The following is a 21,116-nucleotide window of genomic DNA, read 5'->3' on the forward strand; positions in this document are numbered from 1 at the left end:
ATGAAATATTTTTATTTTAAAGCAATATTATTGCTATCTGTAAGTCCATTTGTATATGCGGTAGATCCTCAATTAAATTCTAGTTTTAAAGTTCAAGCTAAAATTGAAAATGGATGCTCAATAGATAATATAGAACAAAAAATGGATTTTGGTCAGTATTCAGCTTTATCAAAAGATAAAGTCATTTTCAATATTATAAATAGCAAAGAATCTTGGAATATCCGCTGTACGGAAAGTTTGCCTGTTAGTATTTCCATAGATGGTGGTGAAAATCTACAGAATAATGTAAGACGTATGAAAAATGGTTCATCTTCGAATTATTTACCTTATAAATTATATACCTCTAGCAGTTTATCTACTGAATATATTGTTGGTAATAAATATTTATTGCCTGCCACAACACCTACAAACCGTCTGGCAAATTTTGAAATATATGGTGTCGTTGATTTAGAAAATAATAATGAACCACATACGGCCGGAATTTATAAAGATACTGTTTCAATAATGATTACATGGTGATTTGTATGAACAATTCTGCATTTATTAAAAATGGCATTTTAAAATCTTTTTTATTTGCAAGTACATTATCACTTGTTACACCTGTGATGGCACAAGCAACTTTTTTAATTTGGCCTATTTATCCAAAAATTGAAGCCAATGAAAAAGCAACTGCGGTTTGGCTCCAAAATACTGGCAAAACCGACGCGATGGTACAAATTCGGGTGTTTAAATGGAATCAAGAAGGCTTAAAAGATAACTATAGCGAGCAATCAGAAATTATACCTAGTCCACCTGTAGCCAAAATTAAAGCAGGTGAGAAGCATATGCTTCGTTTAACCAAAAGTGCCAATTTGCCAGACGGCAAAGAACAGTCATATCGTTTGATTGTAGATGAGTTACCGATTCGCCTGTCTGATGGAAACGAGCAAGACGCCTCTAAAGTGAGTTTCCAAATGCGTTACTCCATTCCGTTGTTTGCCTATGGAAAAGGTATAGGCAGTGGCTTAACTGAAGAGAGCCAAAAAGCGAATGCAAAAAATCCTTTAGCCAAACCGGTTTTACAATGGTCAGTCCGCAACAATGGCCAAGGCCAGTCTGAGCTATATTTAAAAAATAATGGACAGAAATTTGCTCGCCTTTCAGCACTTAAAACTTCAAAAACTGGCCATGATATTTCTTTAGGGAAAGCTGCTTTTGGCTATGTTTTATCGAATAGCACCGTGAAGTTTGCTATCGATAAATCGACCGCAAATGAGTTATTAAAAACTTCTAAAATTTATGGTGTTGATAGTTCTGGCATAAAACAAGAGTTGATCGAAATTAGCAAAATGGAGGATCCAACATGATCCTTCGGCATAATAATTTATGCAAAAGTATTTTGCTAATTTTGTTGTCGGGTGGATGCTTAAATATTCCAAATATTGCTTTTGCTGGCGATTTGCCTCCACCACCAAAAGATATTAACGAAATTAATCAACTGTTTAAGCTGTACCTAGACTTGGTTGTAAACCAATATTCAGTGCAGCAGGTTGTACCTGTTATTGTTAAAAATGATGAGTACTTCATACAAAAAAACAAGCTGATTGATGAGTTAGAAATTCAAATTCCTCAGGAGCTACTGACAAACAATCACGATGCTTTAACCAATCAAGATATCTTAACTTTAGGGTTTAGTGGTGATGCGAGTGACTGGATATCTTTAGATAAGCTGAAAGATGTAAGCTATGAATATCAATCATCAAACCAATATTTTAAGCTTAACTTTCCACCCGCTTGGATGCCGACCCAAGTTTTAGGTAAAGACTCATGGTATAAACCTGTCGTTGCTCAGTCTGGCATAGGGCTGCTCAATAACTATGATTTTTATACTTATAGGCCGCATCAGGGTGGATCAACCAGTAGTTTATTTACAGAGCAGCGTCTGTTCTCTCCGTTAGGGGTCATTAAAAACTCTGGTGTCTATGTCAAAAACCAATATAAAAATGAAGGTAATGCCGAGTCTTTAGACAATGACGGCTACCGTCGTTATGACACGTCTTGGCAATTTGATAACCAAAAGAATGCTACGTCTTTTGTACTGGGTGACATTATTACCGGTAGCAAAACGACTTGGGGAAGTTCTGTCCGTCTGGGTGGTTTTCAGGTACAAAGAAACTATTCAACCCGACCAGATTTAATTACTTATCCCTTACCACAGTTTATTGGGCAAGCCGCTTTACCAAGTACAGTCGATTTAATTATTAATGGGCAAAAGACCAGCTCAACAGAAGTACAGTCTGGACCGTTTATTTTAAATAATGTTCCCTTTGTTAATGGTAAAGGGGAAGCCGTTGTGGTCACGACCGATGCAGTCGGGCGTCAAGTCACAACATCGGTCCCATTTTATATTTCTAATACTTTGCTAAAGCCCGGCCTATTTGACTATTCATTATCCTTAGGGAAAATCCGTGAAGACTACGGACTTAAAAATTTCTCTTATGGGAAGTTTGCAAGTGCAGCCGACGCCCGTTATGGGGTAAATGACTGGCTGACTGTAGAAGGTCGTACTGAGCTTTCCTCAGACTTACAGTTATTTGGTGCTGGGTCTGTACTCAAACTTGCAAACTTAGGTGTGCTGAGTGCTTCTTTTAGCCAAAGTAAGGCCGATAAGTCTATGTCTGAAGATCGCACCAAAGACTTAGAGGGTAAGCAATATACGGTCGGGTATAGCTATAACCGTAATCGCTTTGGTTTTAGCATTAACCATAACCAGCGTGATGATGAATATACCGATCTTTCACGGCTGCAATATAGCAATTTAATTTCGGTCAATAGTAATAAAAGCTTAACGGCCAATACGTACTTTGCGACTAAAAACTCAGGCACCTTTGGTGTGGGTTATATCAATACCAAAGCAAATGACTTTAAAAATCGCTTTTTAAACTTGTCATGGGCACCTGTTTTACCGACTTATATGAATGGTGTGACCGTTTCACTCAGTGCCAACCGTGACTTTATCGAAAAAGAGTGGAGTGCTGCATTTCAGCTTTCGATACCACTGTTCCAGCGCAACGCGACTGTGAACTCGGGTTATGCATTTAATAAACAGGGCGATACGGGTTATGTTAATTTCAACCGTTCTGTACCATCTGAAGGTGGTTTCGGTGTCGATTTAACCCGACGCTATAATGAAAATAGTGAAGATTTAAATCAGGCACGCATCAATTACCGCAACGGTTATATCAATACTGACTTTGGTATGTCTGGAAACCATGACTATAACTATTGGTTTGGTCTATCAGGTTCACTTATTTATATGGCGGGTGAGGTATTTACTTCAAACCGTTTAGGCGATTCTTTTGCATTGATCGATACAAACCAAGTACCGGATGTTCTGGTCAGATACGAAAACAGTTTAATTGGCCGCAGTAATAAAAAAGGACATATTTTTGTGCCATCGGTGACGCCTTACTATTCGGGTAAATACAGCGTCGACCCAATCGATTTACCTTCAAACTTCACCATCACGCAAGTTGAACAACGTATTGCTGCTAAACGCGGCTCGGGTGTTGTGATTAAGTTCCCAGTTCATCAGTCTATTACTGCCAACGTTTATTTAACTCAAGCAGACGGCAAACCTATGCCTGTTGGCTCTGTGGTGCATAGAGCTGACCAAGAGTCGTCTTATGTGGGAATGGATGGCATTGTCTATTTAGAAAACTTAAAACCGAACAATACCGTGACTGTTCAACGTTCAGATCAGAGCGTATGTAAGGCAGATTTTTCTGTAGATGTAGAACAAGCCAAGCAACAGATTGTGGTGGTTAAGCCTGTTACGTGTCATGAGGTATCTTTACCATGAATATAAAAACAAAAAAATTACTTCGCCATTTAGGCATATTTTCTGGACTGATGCTGGCTGGAAATTTAGCTCATGCTGCATGTAGTGTGAGTGCTTCGGGTTCATCTTCTATTTCGGTTCCATCTATCTATTTAACGGAAAACGGTGAAAACTCTTCACAGTTTAATTCGGGTTTGTCGTGTACGGGTTTTAGCTTGGCTTTGGCGAACATGACCTATTTAAAATATCGGGTTGAGCAAATGTCGAATTCATTTACCAATGCTCAAACTGGTGAAAAACTCAATGCTGTTATTTTAGACAGTAACAATGAAATCATTAGTTTAGGCCAAGAAAAGGACATGAGTAGCTTTACGCTGGTCAATCTTTTTAGTGGGCCAGATGGCAACTTGCCTTTCTATATCCGCCTTCCCGCTGGGCAAAGTGTATCACCGGGTGTGTATCAAGCTGACTCACCATTAAAAGTAAAATGGTTTTATTCTGTACCCGCAGTTGCGATTGTGGGAATCGGGGTCTTCTTTGAAAGCCCAGGGTTTAGACGTGGGGCATTAGGAATTGGCTTTAACTGGGGAAGTGGAGCCGACTCGCTTGGTTCGCTCTCTATTACCGTACTTCCGGACTGCCGAATTTTAACGCAAGACGTAAACTTTGGTACGGCCGCTTTTGCTTCTAAGCTTGAGCCTGTGCAGTCGTCTATGGGAATACGTTGCTCTGTAAATACGCCATATTATGTGAGTTTAAATAATGGGCTTTCCCCGCAAAATGGCAACCAGCGTGCTATGAAGTCGCAAACGGGAAATACATATTTAAAATACGATATTTTCAAAAATTCATCGAATGACCGATGGGGTAGTGGTAACGAGCGTTGGTCGAGTTTAAATGCGACCCTTAACCCCGGTGTACATAACGGAGTGACGCAGCAGAGCTATGTGTTTACCACAAAAATTGTCGATGAAAATGCAGACACAGTAACAGCGGGAACCTATCAAGATACGGTTACGGTACAAGTCGAGTTTTAAAAGCTGATTTATATAGAAGATAAAAGCTCAGTTCATGGGCTTTTTGACCTGGAAAATAGTCTACAATCAAAAAATTAATTCAAGATTTAACTTTATATCAATAAGGACCAAGTATGTTAGTTATGTCTGATAAGCAACAGCCTAAACATGTGTTGACTAGCATAGATTCATACATTCCTTTTTCTATTGAGTTCTCTGAAAATAGATTAGCTGACATATACTGGCGATGTGGAAATGGAAAAACTTGTTTATTTGAACTAGGTTTAAGTAACACAGGCGAAGTAATTAATATTACTCTTACATCAATAAATTATAATAACATTTTGAAAAACAACAGTAACTTTGAAATTCCATTTCTTGTGGAAAATTTCTTACCTAAATTTGATGTCTCAGGTTGGAATATAATATCTGAAGATTATTCAAGTATATTTAAAGATGATTTTAATTATGAACTACAATTAGTTGTAGGTTTAAATTATTTAGCATTAAATTTTTTAAATATTGAAAAATCAAAACATTACTTTAAAAATGAAGAATTATATTTTGGTTTTAACTCTAATAACGAACTATCATCAATACAGTTAACTAATATTGCAGCTGAAGAAATAGAAATTATAAAAAGAAATTTTTAAGGTCAATACAAACTAATTTGAGATATTCACAACATATAACTACTCAAGCTCTAATTGATCATCATCTTTGGTAATTTTAATCTTTATCTTTTTATATTTTCGTTTATTTGGATCTAGCGCCGAGTTTATTACTTCATCTGCAAAAGGCGGGCATTGCATGAGCTTTGCATACGCTCTATAGCCGATGCGTAATCGAGTAGGTGGGCAATCGGTTCTTTTTGAATAGTATTCAATGAGAGAGTTCAGTTCTTGTAATAAAGTTTGCTGTTCCATCATACATACTTAACACTTAGATAACTCAAGCATAATAGACTTAAATGTTTAGTGGAATATGTATTTAAAATATACAAGTTGCTTAAATTGTGATCCAGTTGGCTAAAACTACTATTTTGTGTATCAAGTTTGTTTTTATATAAGTGTAAGCTGTTTTTTTAACCGAAATGTCACAATGAAAAGTTAAGTTAGGCCTATAACAAGAAAAGATGAAGATTGTTGCGAACAATAAAACCAAGAAGCAATTTTCAAGTAAAGCTGGTCTGTTGTAATTAAGCTAATTCGAAAGAATTGGCTTTTTTGTTTAAGCAAGTTTTCTTCTAAAAAGTATTCAGATTTTTACAGCCATTTCTATTCTATGGGTTTAGTAATTGATAGGAATCTCATAGGTTACAACTTCGTATTTGGGACCAGTAAACTTTGAAACTACTTTGCCCCCTAAAGATTCAGCAATTTTTCGACTTGGGTAGTTATCTTCGGCAACGGGATAAACAAATAATTCCGGCTTAACAAAGTCAATTGCCCAGTTTGCTACAGCTGTTACAGCTTCTCTACCATAGCTATGATGGTGATAGTCTTCGCGTATCCATATGCCTAACTCTGGGTTACTGGTTTGCATACGATGTAGACCAACAAGACCTATAAATACTTGAGAAGATACCTCTCTAATAACAAAAATAATTTCAGTGCCAAGAGCAAAGTTCTTTAGCCATTTACTCCAAGTTTGATCGAATTCATGCCTTGCTTGAGGGTCCCAAGCCAAATAGCGTGTAAGTGTAGGGGTAATACAGTTATACGTTTCATCTGCATCATTTGCTGTAAATGGCTTTAAGTTCAGCCTTTGAGTGGAAATTTTTATATCATCTAAATTCATCATAATCCTTATACAAATCAATTAAATTGTTATCAAAATATATTATTCAGACTCAAGCTAAAGCAAATAATAAACTATTACTAAGTATATATACTGAGCTTTATATAAGAGATTTATAAACCCCAATTTAACAATAAATTTTAATTATTTATCTTTACTTTTTAATGCTCTATTTTAAAACAAATGTCATTTTGTATGCTTGACTGTAATAGGGTTGAGCACTATTCTTTGCCTGCTGGCCACATTGCCAGTCGACTTTGACAGGTCGGATACCCAAAGCACACGAAAAAGACTTTCTTTTTTGTGGGCATCCCTGCGTGCCCCCTCTGCGGCGGAACGGGAGGGGGACACCTTCGGGTGTGCTGATCTTTTGGGTATCAGTCTGTCAACCTTCTCTCGTTTCGCCACCATTATTTGACAGTAATGTGGTGAAGCTTCTTTATTACCCAAAGGAGTTCGCACATGCGTACTAATTCTTCTTTATTGGCTTTCGCCAAATTCTCTCTGCTCATACCGCTTAAAAAGTCTATAAAACGGTTTAATCGACTCTAGGTTTTCTACGCCTTAAGAATCGTTACGACTAAAAATCATAGCAACAATAAACCCGAGATAGGCGAGCACACCATTATTGTGCAGCTTTTGCATGCCAGTATTTTGCACTCAATTTAAGAGTGACGGCATTTCTATCTCTTTTATATACAACAAAAAATTATTTTAATCGGTAAAACTATGCCACATTATTTAGAAACGTCTTCCAAGAAATTACAGGTTATTCGAACGGCTATACGTCTATTTACAACCTATGGCTTTCATACCGCAGGTGTAGACCTGATTGCCAAAGAGTCCAACGTTCCGAAAGCCACACTGTACAACTACTTTCGCTCAAAAGCAGGCCTCATTGAAATATGCCTCTTACTTCAAAAAGACACGCTCATGGAAAAAGTAAGAGAAGTGCTAGAAACAACACAATATTCCACTATGACTGATAAACTTAGAAAAATTTATCTTTTACATGCCGACTTAAATAGCGCTTATTACCTACTGTTTAAAGCGATTTTTGAAACTAAATCGCTTTATCCTCACGCTTACCAAAATGCTGTACGCTATAGGCGTTGGCTAAAAAATGAAGTGTTCTGCCTTATGGTCGAAACTAAAAAAATGGTTTCTTATGCAGAAGCAGAGATTTTGGTATTTATGATAGATGGGGCAATTTTAGGCCTTTTAACTTCAGACAGAATTGAAGAGCAAACTAAATTGTTAGATTACTTTTTGGTGAGAGTTGCCTAAAAAACTCAGAGCAACCCGAGTTATTGGGCTTGGGTTGCTAAACGCCTAATACGGTAATGCCGTCATATTCGTTTTCGACTTTCTCAAGAAATTTTGTAATTTTTATGATCATGTTAAGTGCTTGTGGTTTGAAAAAATTGAAGTGGTTTGCAAACCATTCTGTTTCTTCTTCGAAAATGAGTTTTAAGGTTGTATCGTATTTATCTAACTGATTTATAAATGAATGAAGCATATATAAATCTTTTATAATTTCTCCAATTTTTTCAGAGCTAATAAAAGTAGCTCCCCAATGAAAAAACTTTTCTTTATCTCGGTTAAATACATTTTCAACGAGTGAAAAAGCAATTTCATCAATAACTATAGAGTCTATACAATCTTTATTTCTATCTAGATCCAAAGGTATCACTTGAATATTTAAGGATCCAACTAAACCAGAAACGAATTTAACATCAAAGTTGATTTTCATATCAAAGAGCTAAATAGCTTAAATTTTATATCTCTAAGATTAAACTATGACATAAATTCAATAGATTAGAGAATATCGTGTCTGATTTAGATGGTCTCTAGCTCAATTAATGTATTGATATAATTCCATGTTTTCTCTGGTTCAATCGGATTGTCTTCGCAAACCGAACCGTTGATTAAGCCATCTAGAAGAGAGAGAAATAGGTGAGTTAGCGTTATAGGGTCCTTTATTTCTAATTCCTTAACAATAGAAGTAGTGGTGTCAAATAACCAATTTCGATACTCATCTAGCACAACTTGAATAGATGGGTATAAGCTTCCTACATCCATACGTGCTTTATGAAATGGACACCCTCTGGCACCATTTTGATTTACCCAATTGATATACCACATATACAGTTGTTCTAATTTTTCTAAAGGAACTGATTGTGTCGAGATATGCTCTTCTACAGCAGTCTGAATATCGAGTTTTAACTGCTTTAAGCAAGCCACCACCAGTTCTTCTTTAGATGGAAAATGTTTATAAAAAGTCGCTTTGGCGATATCCGATTCAGCAATAATACGGTCGATACCGACAGCGATATAACTTTCCTGAATAAAGAGCTGAGTTGCAGTGCTTAGAATGATTTCTCGTTTTGATGGTTTTTTTAATTTTACTTGTGCATTCATAAGGGTTTATTGCAATTTGTGGAAGTGTTAGGTTTGTTATTTTAGTTTATAGAAGGGCGGTTAGACTAGTCGCAATGGATGAAATTTAAACAAAAAGGAAGACAGAACTGTATGTATTTAATGGCATATGTTGAATTATGATCTAATTTATAAAAATGTAATGTTTAATTTAATAAGATTGATCAAAATTTAGAGTACTTAGCATCATTCGTTGTACAACCATTTTTATATGCATCCCTGAATTATCAGTTTTTGAAAATGTATAGATGGGCAATTTTTCTTCATCAGGCTATGACAACAAAGCTGATCTGTTTACCAACTCATGTCCATATTTTACTCAAGACATTGAAACTAAGTATTAAATAGAGAATTAATTAACTTTGTTGATATATTAAAAATATTAAATAAAATTCACTCTTATAAAGTTTATCTAATTAATTGTAATTAAATTATTGATTTATAAATATAAATATAAGAGTGCCTAAATTTTAATTAAAAAATATCATAGATAATATGTTTTATACTGAATTTTGCATTAACTATATAATAAATAATTAAATTATTTGATTTTATTAACCTTGAATGATGTATGTAACACCGCTATGAATTTATTTAAACCATCGAAAAAGGTTAATAATGTTTATTTTCGCTTTGGAGAACATCAGTTTGTTTTATTAGCAGTCTTTATTTTTGCTGCGTCCAAACAGAATTGGTCTAAAAGTGACATTAATAAAGTTATAGAAGAAGCTTGTAGCAAGGATTATAAGCATTTAGTACATATACTTAGACATCATTCATAGCTCCTGTCAGATTGAAAAGGGTATAACCTCATATATCCTTTTTACAGTACATTTGTAAAATGGTTAGATATTTGATTTTTAATTAATACTTAAAATATATTGAATAAAATAGAATGGAAGGCTTTATTTTTAGTGGTTTTTTTACTTTAAGTTCATAATGGGTTTATTTTAATCTAAAAAATGAGCTTAAATAAAAAGCAATCATGTAATTGAATTATTTGATAAAAGCTTTTAAACATTAAATTATTTTTTTATTTCACTCTTTAGCTGGCATACAAGTTTTTATGTATTTGACTGCATAAATCATCCCAAGCATACTCTAAAAAGCTATCCATTCATTAATAAGTAGGTTTGGTAAAGCTTGTAAATAATAAATTGATAATTAAAAGAGTGTGAAAATTGTTTAACTACAAACCCACTCAAATTGTTGCCAGGAAAATATATGATGAAAAAATTAGGTGTATTTACACATATCGCTTTAGGCCTAGTCATGACATTGGGTACTACTGCCAGTCAAGCAGATTCGGTATTGTCAAAAAAAGATGCAAAAGAGCTAGCTCAATATAGAGAAGCAGAACGTATTGGTAAGGAACATCTCATTAAATTTGATACCTTAGATTTTGACGTTTATAGCAATCAAAAATGGGATCGTTTGAAAGAAAGCCATGCTGCTAATATTCGCGTGCATTACCCAGATGGAAGTACGACGGTTGGAATTCCAGATCATATCGTTGAACTAAAAAAAATGTTCGTTTTTGCCCCTAATACCAAAATCAAAACACACCCTATACGCATTGCTTCTGGAGAGTGGACGAGTGTTATTGGTGAGATAGAAGGTAATTTTAGCCGCCCTATGCCAATTGGTAATGGCAAAACTATTCCACCTACGGGTAAAGCATTTAAATTTAAAATGGTGACGGTAGGCCATTGGAAGAATGGCACGATGGATGAGGAATATTTATTTTGGGATAACCAAGCATTCATGAAGCAAATTGGTTTAGAAAAATAAGAGTGTATGAACATTAGTAACAACGCTCAATTCTATGTTTTACAAGAAATTAGACTTTTGGGCTTAAGTTATTAAAAACCTAGTTTATTCAAATAGACTGGGTTTTATTTCTATTGAGATTCAAAGGTATATTTTAAGAAACTCTGGCCGACTAGATAAATATAAATAAGTCAATTAATTAACGATATAAAGGTATTGGAGAAAGTTGTGGACGATCACAAGTTAAAAAGAAAAGTCGGCACACTTGAAATGGTTGTAGCTATGCTGCTTTCAGGGAGTATTGGCCTATTTGTGATTAAATCAGGTCAATCACCAATAAACATCGTATTCTTTCGCTGCCTTATATCAGCACTATGCTTAATACCCATCTGTTTATTCTATGGCCACTTTAAGAAAGTATACTTTGGCAAAAAAGAACTATTTTTAATGGTGACTTCGGGCTTACTTATTATTTTTAACTGGGTTCTGCTGTTTGCTGCTTTCCCTAAAACCTCTATTTCTTTAGCCACGATTGTTTATCACGTAAACCCGTTTGTGATTTTATTTTTAGGGGCTTTAGTCTTTCATGAAAAGCTAAATAAAAATGATGTGCTATGGACTATAGTCGCTTTTATTGGACTCATCGTAATTATAGGTTTGGGCAGTGCCTCGGTGAACTCTAATCAGTTAGTCGGTTTGGGGCTGGTTTTAGTTGCTACAACACTGTATTCAATATCTGTTCTCATTACTAAAAAACTAACTAACACACCGCCGTTATTAATTGTGCTTATACAGACCTTAAGTGGGGCTATTGTTATGGCTCCATTTATATCAGTTTTTGCAAACCTACCAATAGGTCAACAATGGCTCTTTGTACTCGGGCTTGGAGTTTTACATACGGCATTTCTTTACTATTTAATGTACTCGGCATTTAAGAAAATACCTTTAAATAACATTGCGATCTTATCTTTTATTTATCCTATATCGACCATAGTGATTGATTATTTCTTCTTTGATCATGTGCTGACTAGTACTCAAATTTTAGGTGCAGGTTTAATTTTATTGGGTGTGCTGGGAGTAAAGTTGCATTGGAATGTTTTTGCGTTGAAAAGATTAAAATAGCAATACCAAGAGTTTTGCTTATCAACAAAGTTGCGAAAATGAGTCATCAAAGATTAAATTGCAATTGAGGTGAGCAAAATGAAAAATCAGTGGATAACAGACGAAGATAGATGGCAAGCAATTGTAGATCGTAATGCAGAAGCTGATACATATTTTGTTTATGGTGTGAAAACCTCAGGTATGTACTGTCTGCCATCAAGTACAAAAAGGCTACCTAAAAAAGAAAATGTAGTGTTCTTTGAAAGTGCCGCGCAAGCAGAAAAAAATGGTTATCGAGCAAGCCAAAAAATACAAAATAGACTCTCGAATGCACACGATCCAAAGCTTGTAGAAAAAATCGAGAAAGCTTGTAGATACATCGAACTACATGAAGAAAACTTATCTCTATCCGATGTGGCAGATCATGTAGGAATGAGCGCATATCATTTTCATCGAGTTTTTAAGCAAATTACTGGCCTAACACCTAAAGGCTATGCCGATGCGCATAAAAGTAAAAAGTTAAGAGAAAACTTAGACGAAAATATCAGTGTGACTGATGCAATATTTAATGCAGGCTTTAATTCAAATAGTCAGTTCTATGAAAATTCAAATTCGCTATTAGGTATGACCGCGAAAGAATGGAAATCTGGTGGTAAGGGTGTACGTATTTTTTTCGCCATAGGAGCGTGCTCTTTAGGAGATATTTTAGTTGCTCAAAGTCAGAAAGGAATTTGTGCAATTTTGCTAGGCGATGACCCTGAAAAGCTTTTAAATGATTTACAAGATAAATTTCCAGAAGCTGATTTGATTGGGTGCGATGATGAGTTTGAGCAACTGATTGCGCATATTGTTGGGTTTATTGAAGCGCCACAAATTGGATTAGATTTACCACTAGATATTCAAGGGACTGCATTTCAACAAAGAGTATGGCAGGCCTTGAAAGAAATTCCTGCGGGGCAGACGGCAAGTTATTCTGATATAGCCCAAAAGATAGGTTCACCTAAAGCGGTTCGGGCTGTTGCAGGAGCATGTGCTGCAAATATGTTAGCTGTTGCTATTCCATGTCATCGTGTTATTCGAAATGATGGTTTTATTTCGGGTTATCGTTGGGGCGTGGAACGTAAACGCGCATTGTTAGAGAAAGAAGCAAAACTGGCTCGGAACTAAACTTGTTTTAGTTGGCTGTTTTTACAGGTGTAATTCTGTTTAAGTGTTATGGCCTGCTGTACGGGTGGGTATTGATATAAGTTTGAGATCATGTTTTCAGATTCCTTCAGACATTCATCGTATAGAAAGTGATGTATTGCCGGAGCTTAAGCCTTTAAATTTTGGTCTCTATTTCAATTCCACCACACAATCTCTACATATTATTTAGCAGTTTCAACAATATATTGAACAGCACCTACGGTAATTTTATTCTAAAATTTCCATTGTCTGATATAGCTTTTAGATTGATTTATATTTTAATTTATCTTAGTAATAAAAAGAGCGATATGTGACACAGTAAAAAGATAAACCTTAGAGTATAACTATGAAGCTTAAAGAATTAGCAGGTTGTGAGGAGTGCGATACCGTCTATCGTAGAGTCCCGCTTGCTTACGGAAAAAGAGCTTATTGTGTCTGCTGTGGTGCGGAGCTTTATCGGCATACCAAGCCATTTACTACTTTGTTAGCCCTCATTTTAACGGCCTTAATTGTATTTATTATTGCCAACAGCTTTCCCATTGTAAAAATTGAACTACAAGGCAACATATCCGAAACCACGTTACTGGGCGCTGTTTGGGTCATGTTTCATTATGATCGGGCTTTTGTGGGTGTTCTGATTTTAATTACTACGTTTATTGTACCGCTTTCATATTTGTTATTACTGGGCTATGTCCTCGGTACAGTCAGTATATTTAAAAGACGACCAAAGTTTTTAGTCGGCGCCCTACGAACACTTTATTTTATGAGAGTGTGGGGAATGGTTGAGGTATTCCTGATCGGAATTTTGGTCACCCTTGTAAAGTTAATGGGTATGGTGCTCGTTATTCCGGAAATTGCCTTGTGGGCATTTGCGGTCTTAAGTCTATTGATGGTTTATATTACGTCCATAAAGGTCAGTGACATATGGAATGAAATTGATAGGTCACCGCTATGAAAAAGATAAAAAACGTGGCCGCACCGAAAAATGAAAACACTGATATGGTTCTAAAGCAGTATCCAAGAGCCAAAGATCTTTCGCTTATATTGTGTCACTGCTGTGGTTTATTAAACTCATCAAAACTAGATAAAACAGCCGCTGGTAAAAAACATCAAGTTTTACGCTGTATTCGATGCCATAGTGTATTGCATGAGCGTAAGCCGGGAAGTTTAAACCGTACTTTTGCGCTGGTGGTAGCTGCAACTATTTTGTATATACCGGCAAACGTGCTGCCAATGACGATAACCGACTCACTTTTAGGTAGCCAGAAAGATACCATTATGAGTGGGGTGATTTACTTTTGGCAAAATGGAGACTATTTAGTGTCGGTGGTCATTTTTATGGCCAGTATTTTTATTCCGATGCTTAAGCTATTTATTTTGTATTTCCTGTTATTGGTTGTATATATACAGTCATCGGCCGCATGGAAATTTACCCCAGAGCAATGTATTAAACTGTACCGTATCGTTGAGTTTGTCGGGCGTTGGTCCATGATTGACGTGTTTGTGGTCGCTTTATTAACCGCACTTATTCAGATTCAATCGCTTGCGACGATTTTAGCAGGGCCGGGTTCTATTGCTTTCGGTGCAGTTGTGGTTTTAACCATGTTTGCATCTTTAAGTTTTGACCCGCGTATTATTTGGGATAATTTTTATGCGTCTCAAAATACCAACAAGCCCAACCGTTTTTCTACGGAAAAAACCACAATTATTCAAGACGAACACTCGCCGTTGAATAATGATTCTATTAATCCCAGTCAATAAAAGAACAATGAGTATGTCTGAAAATAAAACAACCGGCGATACCTCAGATCATCATGAGACAGATGTTGAACTGGAAAACATGAATGATTTACCCGAACCGCAAGAAAAGAAAAATCGGTGGAAACCTCTATTAATTTGGATAGTTCCATTGGTTGCACTTTTAATTGCACTTTCATTGGCTGTAAAGGCGCTGCTGTCTAATGGACCAACCATTGAGGTGTCTTTTCGCACAGCAGAAGGCTTAGTTGCAGGTAAAACAACTGTGCGCTATAAGCAGGTTGATATTGGTGTTGTACGGCAAATTGATCTAGCCGATGACCGATCACATATTATTGCGCGAATTGATTTACGTAAAAATGCCAGCAACTTTGCCGCGCAAGATTCACGTTTTTGGGTAGTACGACCGCGTATTGGGACAGGTGGCGTTTCAGGCATAGACACCTTATTGTCAGGTTCATATATTGAAGTAGATGGCGGTAAGTCACCCGAGAAAAAACTTGAATTTACGGGTTTAGAAATACCGCCAGTGATTACTTCCGATGTACCAGGTAAAGAGTTTTTCTTAACAGCCGATGACTTGGGGTCTTTGGATATCGGTTCACCGATTTATTACCGCCGAATTAACGTCGGACAAATTACTGCTTATAAGCTAGCTGACGACGGTAAAAGTGTGCAGCTTCAGACTTTTATTCGTGCACCGTATGATAAGTTTGTGACTACAGATGCACGCTTTTGGCAAGCAAGTGGTATTGATGTAAGTTTGAATGCTTCAGGCTTTAATTTAGATACTCAATCGCTTGCGAGCATTGTTGCTGGCGGTATTGCTTTTGGTTTCCCTGAAAACTCAAATGCGACTACAGCCGCCAATAAGAGCAGTTTTACACTTTGGGATTCAAAATCTGAAGCTCTCAAAGAACCAGACGGTCAGCCTCGTGGTGTGATTATGTATTTTGATCATTCATTACGTGGCTTAGCAGCGGGTGCACCAATCGACTTCATGGGCATTGAAATTGGTAATATTAAATCAATTAATGCAGAGTTTTATAACAACTATAAGCAGATTCGTATGCGTGTTGAGGCGGTTATTTATCCGTCACGTGTTGAAAATGGCTTAGCACTCAATCCAAACAGCACTATCTTCAAAGATTTTGTTGAGCATGGATGGCGTGCACAAATGAGAACGGGCAACCTCTTAACGGGTCAAAACTATATTGCTTTAGATAAGTTCCCTAAAGCGAAACCGGCAAGTTTACAAGTCTTGAAAGATGGCCGTGTAGTGATTCCAACTACGCCAACAGAGTTAAGTGGTTTACAGGCACAGGTTTCTCAAATTGCTGACAAGTTAACCAAATTCCCACTAGTTGAAATTGGGCAAGATGTGCGTAAAACGCTTAACAATATGAACACTGCCATTGAATCTACAGACAAGCTGGTTAAACAGTTAGACGGTAAAGTCGCACCTAGTTTACAAGCAACCTTAGATGATGTCCGTAAAACTGTAAGATCATCCGAGTCTATTTTGTCGAGCGATGCGCCGTTGCAACAGGACGTCCGTAAGGCACTGCAACAAATGACCCGTGCGGCTGCTTCTTTACAACTCATGTCAGATTATATTGAGCAACATCCTGAATCTATTATTCGTGGTAAGAGACCAGAGGCCAACGATGAAAAATAAAAAGAACCAACTACTTCAGCACTCTAAAGCAGCCAAATGGTTGCTTGGGAGTGGGGTACTTTTAACAGCAGTTGCCATGACAGCCTGTTCTAGTTCGCCAACGCCAAATTACTATACGATTAGCCCTAAAATTACTCCAGCAGTTAGCTCCAGTATTCGAGTCATTGAAGTTTTACCGGTTGGACTGCCAGACCGTTTAGACCGTGCGCCTTTGGTGCTCCAAGACAGCAATGGTAAATCGACTGTACTTGATAATGAACGTTGGACATCAACCATGAGTACGCAATTACGCGATACCTTATCGGCGGGTTTGCAACAAAAATTAGGAGCAATTGACAGTTATAGCAGCGGGCTGGCTGGAAACAATCAGCCTTTATATCGAGTTTCTACAGACTTCTCTCATTTTGATATTGTAGATAAGCGTGATATCAATATTGCGGTGTCTTGGGTGGTGAAGCGTCAAATACCGCCGACTCAATTAGAGTCAAATAATGCAAAAGTTATTACCAATGCTGGATCTCAACTCAATTGTCGAATTGCTTTTAAGCAGCCGATTGATCAGAAAGCTAAGAAAATGGATGCGATTGTGAATGCTTCAAGTGAAGCGATGACTCAAATTATTAACACAGTGTCCGCTTCAATTGTGGCATTAGATTCGAATAAAAAATCAGTTATTAGCAATGGTGTTTGTTCGTAAAACGAATCGCTTTTAACCAACCCCTTTATTTGTGTACAACAGATAAAGGGGTTTTCTATTTTAGTTGCCTCGATAGGTTGAGTAACCGTAAGGGCTAAGTAATAAAGGAATATGGTAGTGATTTACGCTTCCATCCACTTTAAAAATGACAGGTACTTCGACAAAAAAAGTTTGCTGTTTGTTCTTTTTGAACCAGTCCTCAGTTTTAAAGGTAACTTTATAAATGCCTTGCTCTAGTTTTTTATTTTCTGGATAGAGTGCTGTAATACGACCATTTGAATCGGTCACTTGCTGGTTGAGTTTAACCCACTGGTTATTGGTGTTTTTTTCTAAAACGACTTCAACCTGAGAAGAGGGTAAACCCGTTTCTAAGTTCAACACATGCACACTAAGCGGATTCGTCTGGGCAAATGTAGCGGAAGCAATAAATAAAGAAGATAAAGCAATAAATGATTTAAGCATGATGAAGCTCCTTATGAGTTAAAAACGGTTTCAATGGCTTTGCTTGCGCATTGATTGTCATTTTGTGCGCCGCCAGCACCCGCAACTCCAATCGCGCCGATCACTTGGTTCTCAAAACGAACAGGTACGCCACCACCTAACAAAAGTAAATTCGCTACGGTGGTTAGATTTTTTGCATCGGGGTTTTGGTTACTGTTTTGGCTTAAAACTAAGGTCGATGTTTTGGTAGATAAAGCGGTATACGCTTTTTTCTCGGCAGCCATTAAATTATGCGGGCCTACCAACTCATGCCGCTCGGCAGTTAATGGATTACCGCCACGATCTACAACAACGACCGCAATATTTTGATTTAGTTGTTTACATGCCTGTTTAGCACTATCGGCTAGCAGATGGGCAGTTTTAAGATCTAACGAATAAACTTGATTCAAAGCAGGGGGCTGTGCAAAAGTACTATTTGCAAATAGCACTGTTGTGAGTAGCAGCCAGTTTATTTTGTTCATAATGATTGCCTCTATGTCGCTTTGAAAATCTTAAACAAATTGCCTAATTTCAAGCATGACAATCACATTACAAAGTTGTCATTTTTCTAATGAGTCTCTACAAAATGCGTATTCTTATTATTGAAGACGGGATCAAAATCGCCACTTATTTGGTCAAAGGGTTAAAAGAATCCGGATACCAAGCCGAGTGCGTACATTTAGGGCTACAAGGTTTGGAAATGCTAAAGAGAGATCAATATAACTTGCTTATTCTTGATGTGATGTTGCCGGACATAGACGGCTGGAGCGTATTACAAGTACTACGTCAGTTTTCAAAAATTCCGGTGATTTTCTTAACGGCAAAAGATCAGGTCATGGATAGAGTCAAAGGTTTGGAGTTGGGTGCAGATGATTACTTGGCTAAACCTTTTTCCTATATTGAACTGTTGGCACGCATTAAAAGTTTGTTAAGACGACAGCAATATCTGCAAGAAAACGAGCTAGCTATTAGTGATTTAAAAATGGATGTGGTCAACCATAAAGTATGGCGTAATGGAAACTTAATTGAGCTGAGCAAAACCGAATTTAATTTGTTGCGTTATCTGTTACTTAACAAAGAGCAAATTGTGACGCGCAGACAAATTGGTTCCGAAGTTTGGAATATTAACTTTGACACCGATACCAATTTTATTGATGTCGCTGTACGCCGTTTACGAAGCAAAATTGATGAAGGCTATGACTTAAAACTCATTCATACCATACGTGGCTTGGGCTATAAAATATCGGTTAGCTTATGAACTTTAAATTTCTACGTTCGCTTGAAGTCCGTATTACATTATTGGTCACGCTTTGTTCTGCCTTAATTTTATGTTCCGTCGGCTTTATGACCTATTTAGGCATTAACCAGATTTTATTAAAGCAGCAAGATAAAGCTTTAGTAGACAGAATTAACCGTTTGGAAATTTTGCTACAAGACAGTGAAAATGTAGAGCAAATCATTGCACGTCCTAAGCTGTATCAAAACATGCTTGGCAACCAAGACAATTTATTTCTGCTTATTCATAAACGCAAAACGTTAATTAATATCAATCCGCTCCATATTCAGTTACCTGAACTTACACAGCGCGACAGTCTTCAATTTCAAGATTTAACCAACAATTCATATCCAACACGAATTGCGTGGAAAACCATAAAAATTAATAACGAGTCCTATTTGCTCATTGCAGGTAAACAATGGTCGGAACGCATCAATATTCTTTTACCTTTTCAAGAAAGTCTTTTGATGTATGTGGTCGGGGGCGTGTTTGCAATTTTTGTGCTTTGCATTTTAGCGTGTCATTTAGGTTTACGGTCGCTACAACAGCTTCGTAAGCAAACTCATTCTATTAACGTAAATCAGCTCCAGAAAAGATTAAACCTCCCAAATTCACCTTTAGAAGTTGAGCTGCTTTCTAAAGATATAAACCATATGCTTGAGCGTATCGAAAAGGGCTATACGCAGCTCAACCGTTTTTCTGAAGATATCGCTCATGAGTTCCGCACGCCTTTAAATAATCTGATTGGGCAAACCGAGATTGCTTTAACTGGCGAACGTTCGGTTGAACAATATGAAGATTTGCTAGTGTCCCATTTAGACGACTACCACAGATTAAAACGCATGATTGATAGCATGCTTTTCTTGGCAAGAGCCGATCAAAAAATGGTGCTTGTTAACAAACAAGAAATAAATATACAAGACGTTTTAGAAGGGTTATGCCAGATTTTTGAATATCAAGCTGAAGAACAAGACTGTTACTTTAGTTTTAATTTAGAAGCTCAAAAGTTATTTGCAGATCCAGAGCTATTTCAAAGAGCCGTTTATAACCTTGTGTTAAATGCGCTGGTTCATGGTGGTAAAGGGCGAACTATTTATATCGCATCTCAAAATCAAATGATTGAGCATAGGCAATGGGTGAGTCTAACTGTGGTAACGGGTGGCGTTGCAATTGCAGATCATCAACTAGAGCATCTTTTTGAAAGATTCTACCAATGCCACTCAAGCCGAACTGATGAGAGTCAGACTGGTGGTTTAGGTCTTTCTATTGTGGCTTCTATTATGGATTTACATCATGGCTCATACCGTGTTTATAACACGCTCAAGGGTGTGTGTTTTGAGCTTAATTTTCCAGTTTTAAATACATCAAAGACTCTAAATTAACGATTTAATAGCACTTCTTAATTTTTAAAATTCACACTTTGTTCACAACCCTCTAGCGTATGTTTAAACATATGAAATAAATAGAAGAGGGTAATGATGAAATTATTATTTAAATCACTTGTGATGAGCAGCGGTCTGGCCGTAGTTAGTCTAGCAGCCTCTTTGAGTACTTATGCAGGTCTAACGACTAACCCAGTGGCTGTTGATTCTATCGATATTAATCAATACGCAGGTAAGTGGTATGAAATTGCCCATTTACCTATGTTTTTTCAGCGTAATTGTGTAGCCAATACCACGGCAACTTATTCCATTAACGCAGATAAAACCGTGGGCGTTTTAAATAGTTGTACGACTAAAAAAGGCGAAGTGATTTCATCTGAAGGTGTAGCTTATCCGCAAAATGAAGGTAACAGTAAATTAGAAGTAAGCTTTTTACCTTCTGGCCTCCGATGGATTCCTTTTACCAAAGGTGATTATTGGGTGTTAAGAGTTGATCCAGATTATCAAGTCGCTTTAGTGGGCGGACCAAGTACAGACTATTTATGGATTCTTTCTCGTAGTCCTCAAATTGATCAGGCGACATATAACTCCTATTTGCAAACAGCAAAATATTATGGCTATGATGTGTCCAAACTCATTAAAACAAAACAAACGAACTAATGAAGTTGCTGATTATGTTGGTTTTTAGATTTAGCTCATAATCTTGTGATCTTC

General features: G+C 36.9%; 22 protein-coding genes. 16 read left to right on the forward strand and 6 right to left on the reverse strand.

Annotation, left to right across the window (positions count from 1 at the left end; all coding sequences use genetic code 11):
- The 5 genes from ACIF8R_RS01520 (at position 1) to ACIF8R_RS01540 (ending at position 5,489) form a co-directional block, all read left to right on the forward strand.
- Complete coding sequence (locus ACIF8R_RS01520; protein ID WP_396478611.1) at positions 1 to 519, forward strand: spore coat U domain-containing protein; 519 nt, start codon at positions 1 to 3, stop codon at positions 517 to 519.
- A complete protein-coding gene (gene csuC, locus ACIF8R_RS01525; protein ID WP_396478613.1) occupies positions 513 to 1,346 on the forward strand; it encodes a Csu fimbrial biogenesis chaperone CsuC in 834 nt (277 codons plus the stop codon). Before ACIF8R_RS01520 ends, csuC begins: the two co-directional genes overlap by 7 nt.
- The gene (gene csuD, locus ACIF8R_RS01530; RefSeq protein WP_396478615.1) at positions 1,343 to 3,841 is read left to right on the forward strand and encodes a Csu fimbrial usher CsuD; all 2,499 of its coding nucleotides are present in this window, start codon (positions 1,343 to 1,345) and stop codon (positions 3,839 to 3,841) included. The genes csuC and csuD overlap by 4 nt, the downstream gene beginning before the upstream one ends.
- Positions 3,838 to 4,857, forward strand: a complete 1,020-nt coding sequence (gene csuE, locus ACIF8R_RS01535) for a Csu fimbrial tip adhesin CsuE (RefSeq protein WP_396478617.1) — start codon at positions 3,838 to 3,840, stop codon at positions 4,855 to 4,857. Before csuD ends, csuE begins: the two co-directional genes overlap by 4 nt.
- Positions 4,858 to 4,970: 113 nt before the next feature.
- Positions 4,971 to 5,489, forward strand: coding sequence for an acetyltransferase (locus tag ACIF8R_RS01540; RefSeq protein WP_331423189.1), 519 nt, complete (start codon positions 4,971 to 4,973; stop codon positions 5,487 to 5,489).
- Between the two features lie 39 nt (positions 5,490 to 5,528).
- On the opposite strand, the gene ACIF8R_RS01545 is transcribed toward ACIF8R_RS01540, so the two are convergent.
- Entirely contained in the window at positions 5,529 to 5,762 is a 234-nt protein-coding gene (locus ACIF8R_RS01545; RefSeq protein ID WP_396478967.1) for a hypothetical protein, read from the reverse strand.
- A gap of 364 nt (positions 5,763 to 6,126) precedes the next feature.
- Entirely contained in the window at positions 6,127 to 6,636 is a 510-nt protein-coding gene (locus ACIF8R_RS01550) for a GNAT family N-acetyltransferase (RefSeq protein ID WP_396478969.1), read from the reverse strand.
- A gap of 729 nt (positions 6,637 to 7,365) precedes the next feature.
- Between ACIF8R_RS01550 and ACIF8R_RS01555 the strand changes: the two genes are divergently transcribed.
- Positions 7,366 to 7,923 carry a TetR/AcrR family transcriptional regulator gene (locus ACIF8R_RS01555; RefSeq protein WP_396478619.1) on the forward strand — a complete coding sequence of 186 codons (558 nt, stop codon included), beginning with the start codon at positions 7,366 to 7,368 and terminating at the stop codon, positions 7,921 to 7,923.
- Positions 7,924 to 7,960: 37 nt separating this feature from the next.
- On the opposite strand, the gene ACIF8R_RS01560 is transcribed toward ACIF8R_RS01555, so the two are convergent.
- Together ACIF8R_RS01560 and ACIF8R_RS01565 are read right to left on the reverse strand one after the other, a co-directional pair.
- Complete coding sequence (locus tag ACIF8R_RS01560; RefSeq protein ID WP_396478621.1) at positions 7,961 to 8,389, reverse strand: hypothetical protein; 429 nt, start codon at positions 8,387 to 8,389, stop codon at positions 7,961 to 7,963.
- Between the two features lie 86 nt (positions 8,390 to 8,475).
- A complete protein-coding gene (locus ACIF8R_RS01565) occupies positions 8,476 to 9,057 on the reverse strand; it encodes a TetR/AcrR family transcriptional regulator (RefSeq protein WP_396478623.1) in 582 nt (193 codons plus the stop codon).
- 1,242 nt (positions 9,058 to 10,299) lie between these two features.
- Here ACIF8R_RS01565 and ACIF8R_RS01570 point away from each other — a divergent pair.
- The 7 genes from ACIF8R_RS01570 to ACIF8R_RS01600 all read left to right on the forward strand — a co-directional run bounded on the left by ACIF8R_RS01570 (position 10,300) and on the right by ACIF8R_RS01600 (position 17,264).
- Entirely contained in the window at positions 10,300 to 10,866 is a 567-nt protein-coding gene (locus ACIF8R_RS01570) for an ester cyclase (protein ID WP_396478625.1), read from the forward strand.
- Between the two features lie 207 nt (positions 10,867 to 11,073).
- Positions 11,074 to 11,967, forward strand: a complete 894-nt coding sequence (locus ACIF8R_RS01575) for a DMT family transporter (protein ID WP_396478627.1) — start codon at positions 11,074 to 11,076, stop codon at positions 11,965 to 11,967.
- A gap of 78 nt (positions 11,968 to 12,045) precedes the next feature.
- On the forward strand, positions 12,046 to 13,113 hold the full coding sequence (gene ada, locus ACIF8R_RS01580) for a bifunctional DNA-binding transcriptional regulator/O6-methylguanine-DNA methyltransferase Ada (protein ID WP_396478629.1): 1,068 nt from the start codon (positions 12,046 to 12,048) through the stop codon (positions 13,111 to 13,113).
- Between the two features lie 364 nt (positions 13,114 to 13,477).
- On the forward strand, positions 13,478 to 14,086 hold the full coding sequence (locus tag ACIF8R_RS01585) for a paraquat-inducible protein A (RefSeq protein WP_396478631.1): 609 nt from the start codon (positions 13,478 to 13,480) through the stop codon (positions 14,084 to 14,086).
- Positions 14,083 to 14,892 carry a paraquat-inducible protein A gene (locus ACIF8R_RS01590; protein WP_396478633.1) on the forward strand — a complete coding sequence of 270 codons (810 nt, stop codon included), beginning with the start codon at positions 14,083 to 14,085 and terminating at the stop codon, positions 14,890 to 14,892. The genes ACIF8R_RS01585 and ACIF8R_RS01590 overlap by 4 nt, the downstream gene beginning before the upstream one ends.
- Positions 14,893 to 14,899: 7 nt before the next feature.
- Positions 14,900 to 16,567 carry an intermembrane transport protein PqiB gene (locus tag ACIF8R_RS01595; protein WP_396478635.1) on the forward strand — a complete coding sequence of 556 codons (1,668 nt, stop codon included), beginning with the start codon at positions 14,900 to 14,902 and terminating at the stop codon, positions 16,565 to 16,567.
- On the forward strand, positions 16,557 to 17,264 hold the full coding sequence (locus tag ACIF8R_RS01600; protein ID WP_396478637.1) for a membrane integrity-associated transporter subunit PqiC: 708 nt from the start codon (positions 16,557 to 16,559) through the stop codon (positions 17,262 to 17,264). Before ACIF8R_RS01595 ends, ACIF8R_RS01600 begins: the two co-directional genes overlap by 11 nt.
- 60 nt (positions 17,265 to 17,324) lie before the next feature.
- Here ACIF8R_RS01600 and uraH read toward each other — a convergent pair whose 3' ends face one another.
- Both uraH and ACIF8R_RS01610 read right to left on the reverse strand, forming a co-directional pair.
- Positions 17,325 to 17,726, reverse strand: a complete 402-nt coding sequence (gene uraH, locus ACIF8R_RS01605; RefSeq protein WP_396478639.1) for a hydroxyisourate hydrolase — start codon at positions 17,724 to 17,726, stop codon at positions 17,325 to 17,327.
- A gap of 11 nt (positions 17,727 to 17,737) precedes the next feature.
- A complete protein-coding gene (locus tag ACIF8R_RS01610) occupies positions 17,738 to 18,226 on the reverse strand; it encodes a heme-binding protein (protein ID WP_396478641.1) in 489 nt (162 codons plus the stop codon).
- A gap of 104 nt (positions 18,227 to 18,330) precedes the next feature.
- Between ACIF8R_RS01610 and ACIF8R_RS01615 the strand changes: the two genes are divergently transcribed.
- The 3 genes from ACIF8R_RS01615 to ACIF8R_RS01625 all read left to right on the forward strand — a co-directional run bounded on the left by ACIF8R_RS01615 (position 18,331) and on the right by ACIF8R_RS01625 (position 21,062).
- The gene (locus tag ACIF8R_RS01615) at positions 18,331 to 19,002 is read left to right on the forward strand and encodes a heavy metal response regulator transcription factor (protein WP_396478643.1); all 672 of its coding nucleotides are present in this window, start codon (positions 18,331 to 18,333) and stop codon (positions 19,000 to 19,002) included.
- Complete coding sequence (locus ACIF8R_RS01620) at positions 18,999 to 20,402, forward strand: heavy metal sensor histidine kinase (protein ID WP_396478645.1); 1,404 nt, start codon at positions 18,999 to 19,001, stop codon at positions 20,400 to 20,402. Before ACIF8R_RS01615 ends, ACIF8R_RS01620 begins: the two co-directional genes overlap by 4 nt.
- A gap of 96 nt (positions 20,403 to 20,498) precedes the next feature.
- Entirely contained in the window at positions 20,499 to 21,062 is a 564-nt protein-coding gene (locus ACIF8R_RS01625) for a lipocalin family protein (protein ID WP_343568437.1), read from the forward strand.
- Positions 21,063 to 21,116: the final 54 nt, after the last annotated feature.

This window comes from Acinetobacter sp. ABJ_C4_1 (assembly GCF_044538495.1).
GTDB classification, from domain to species: domain Bacteria; phylum Pseudomonadota; class Gammaproteobacteria; order Pseudomonadales; family Moraxellaceae; genus Acinetobacter; species Acinetobacter nosocomialis_A.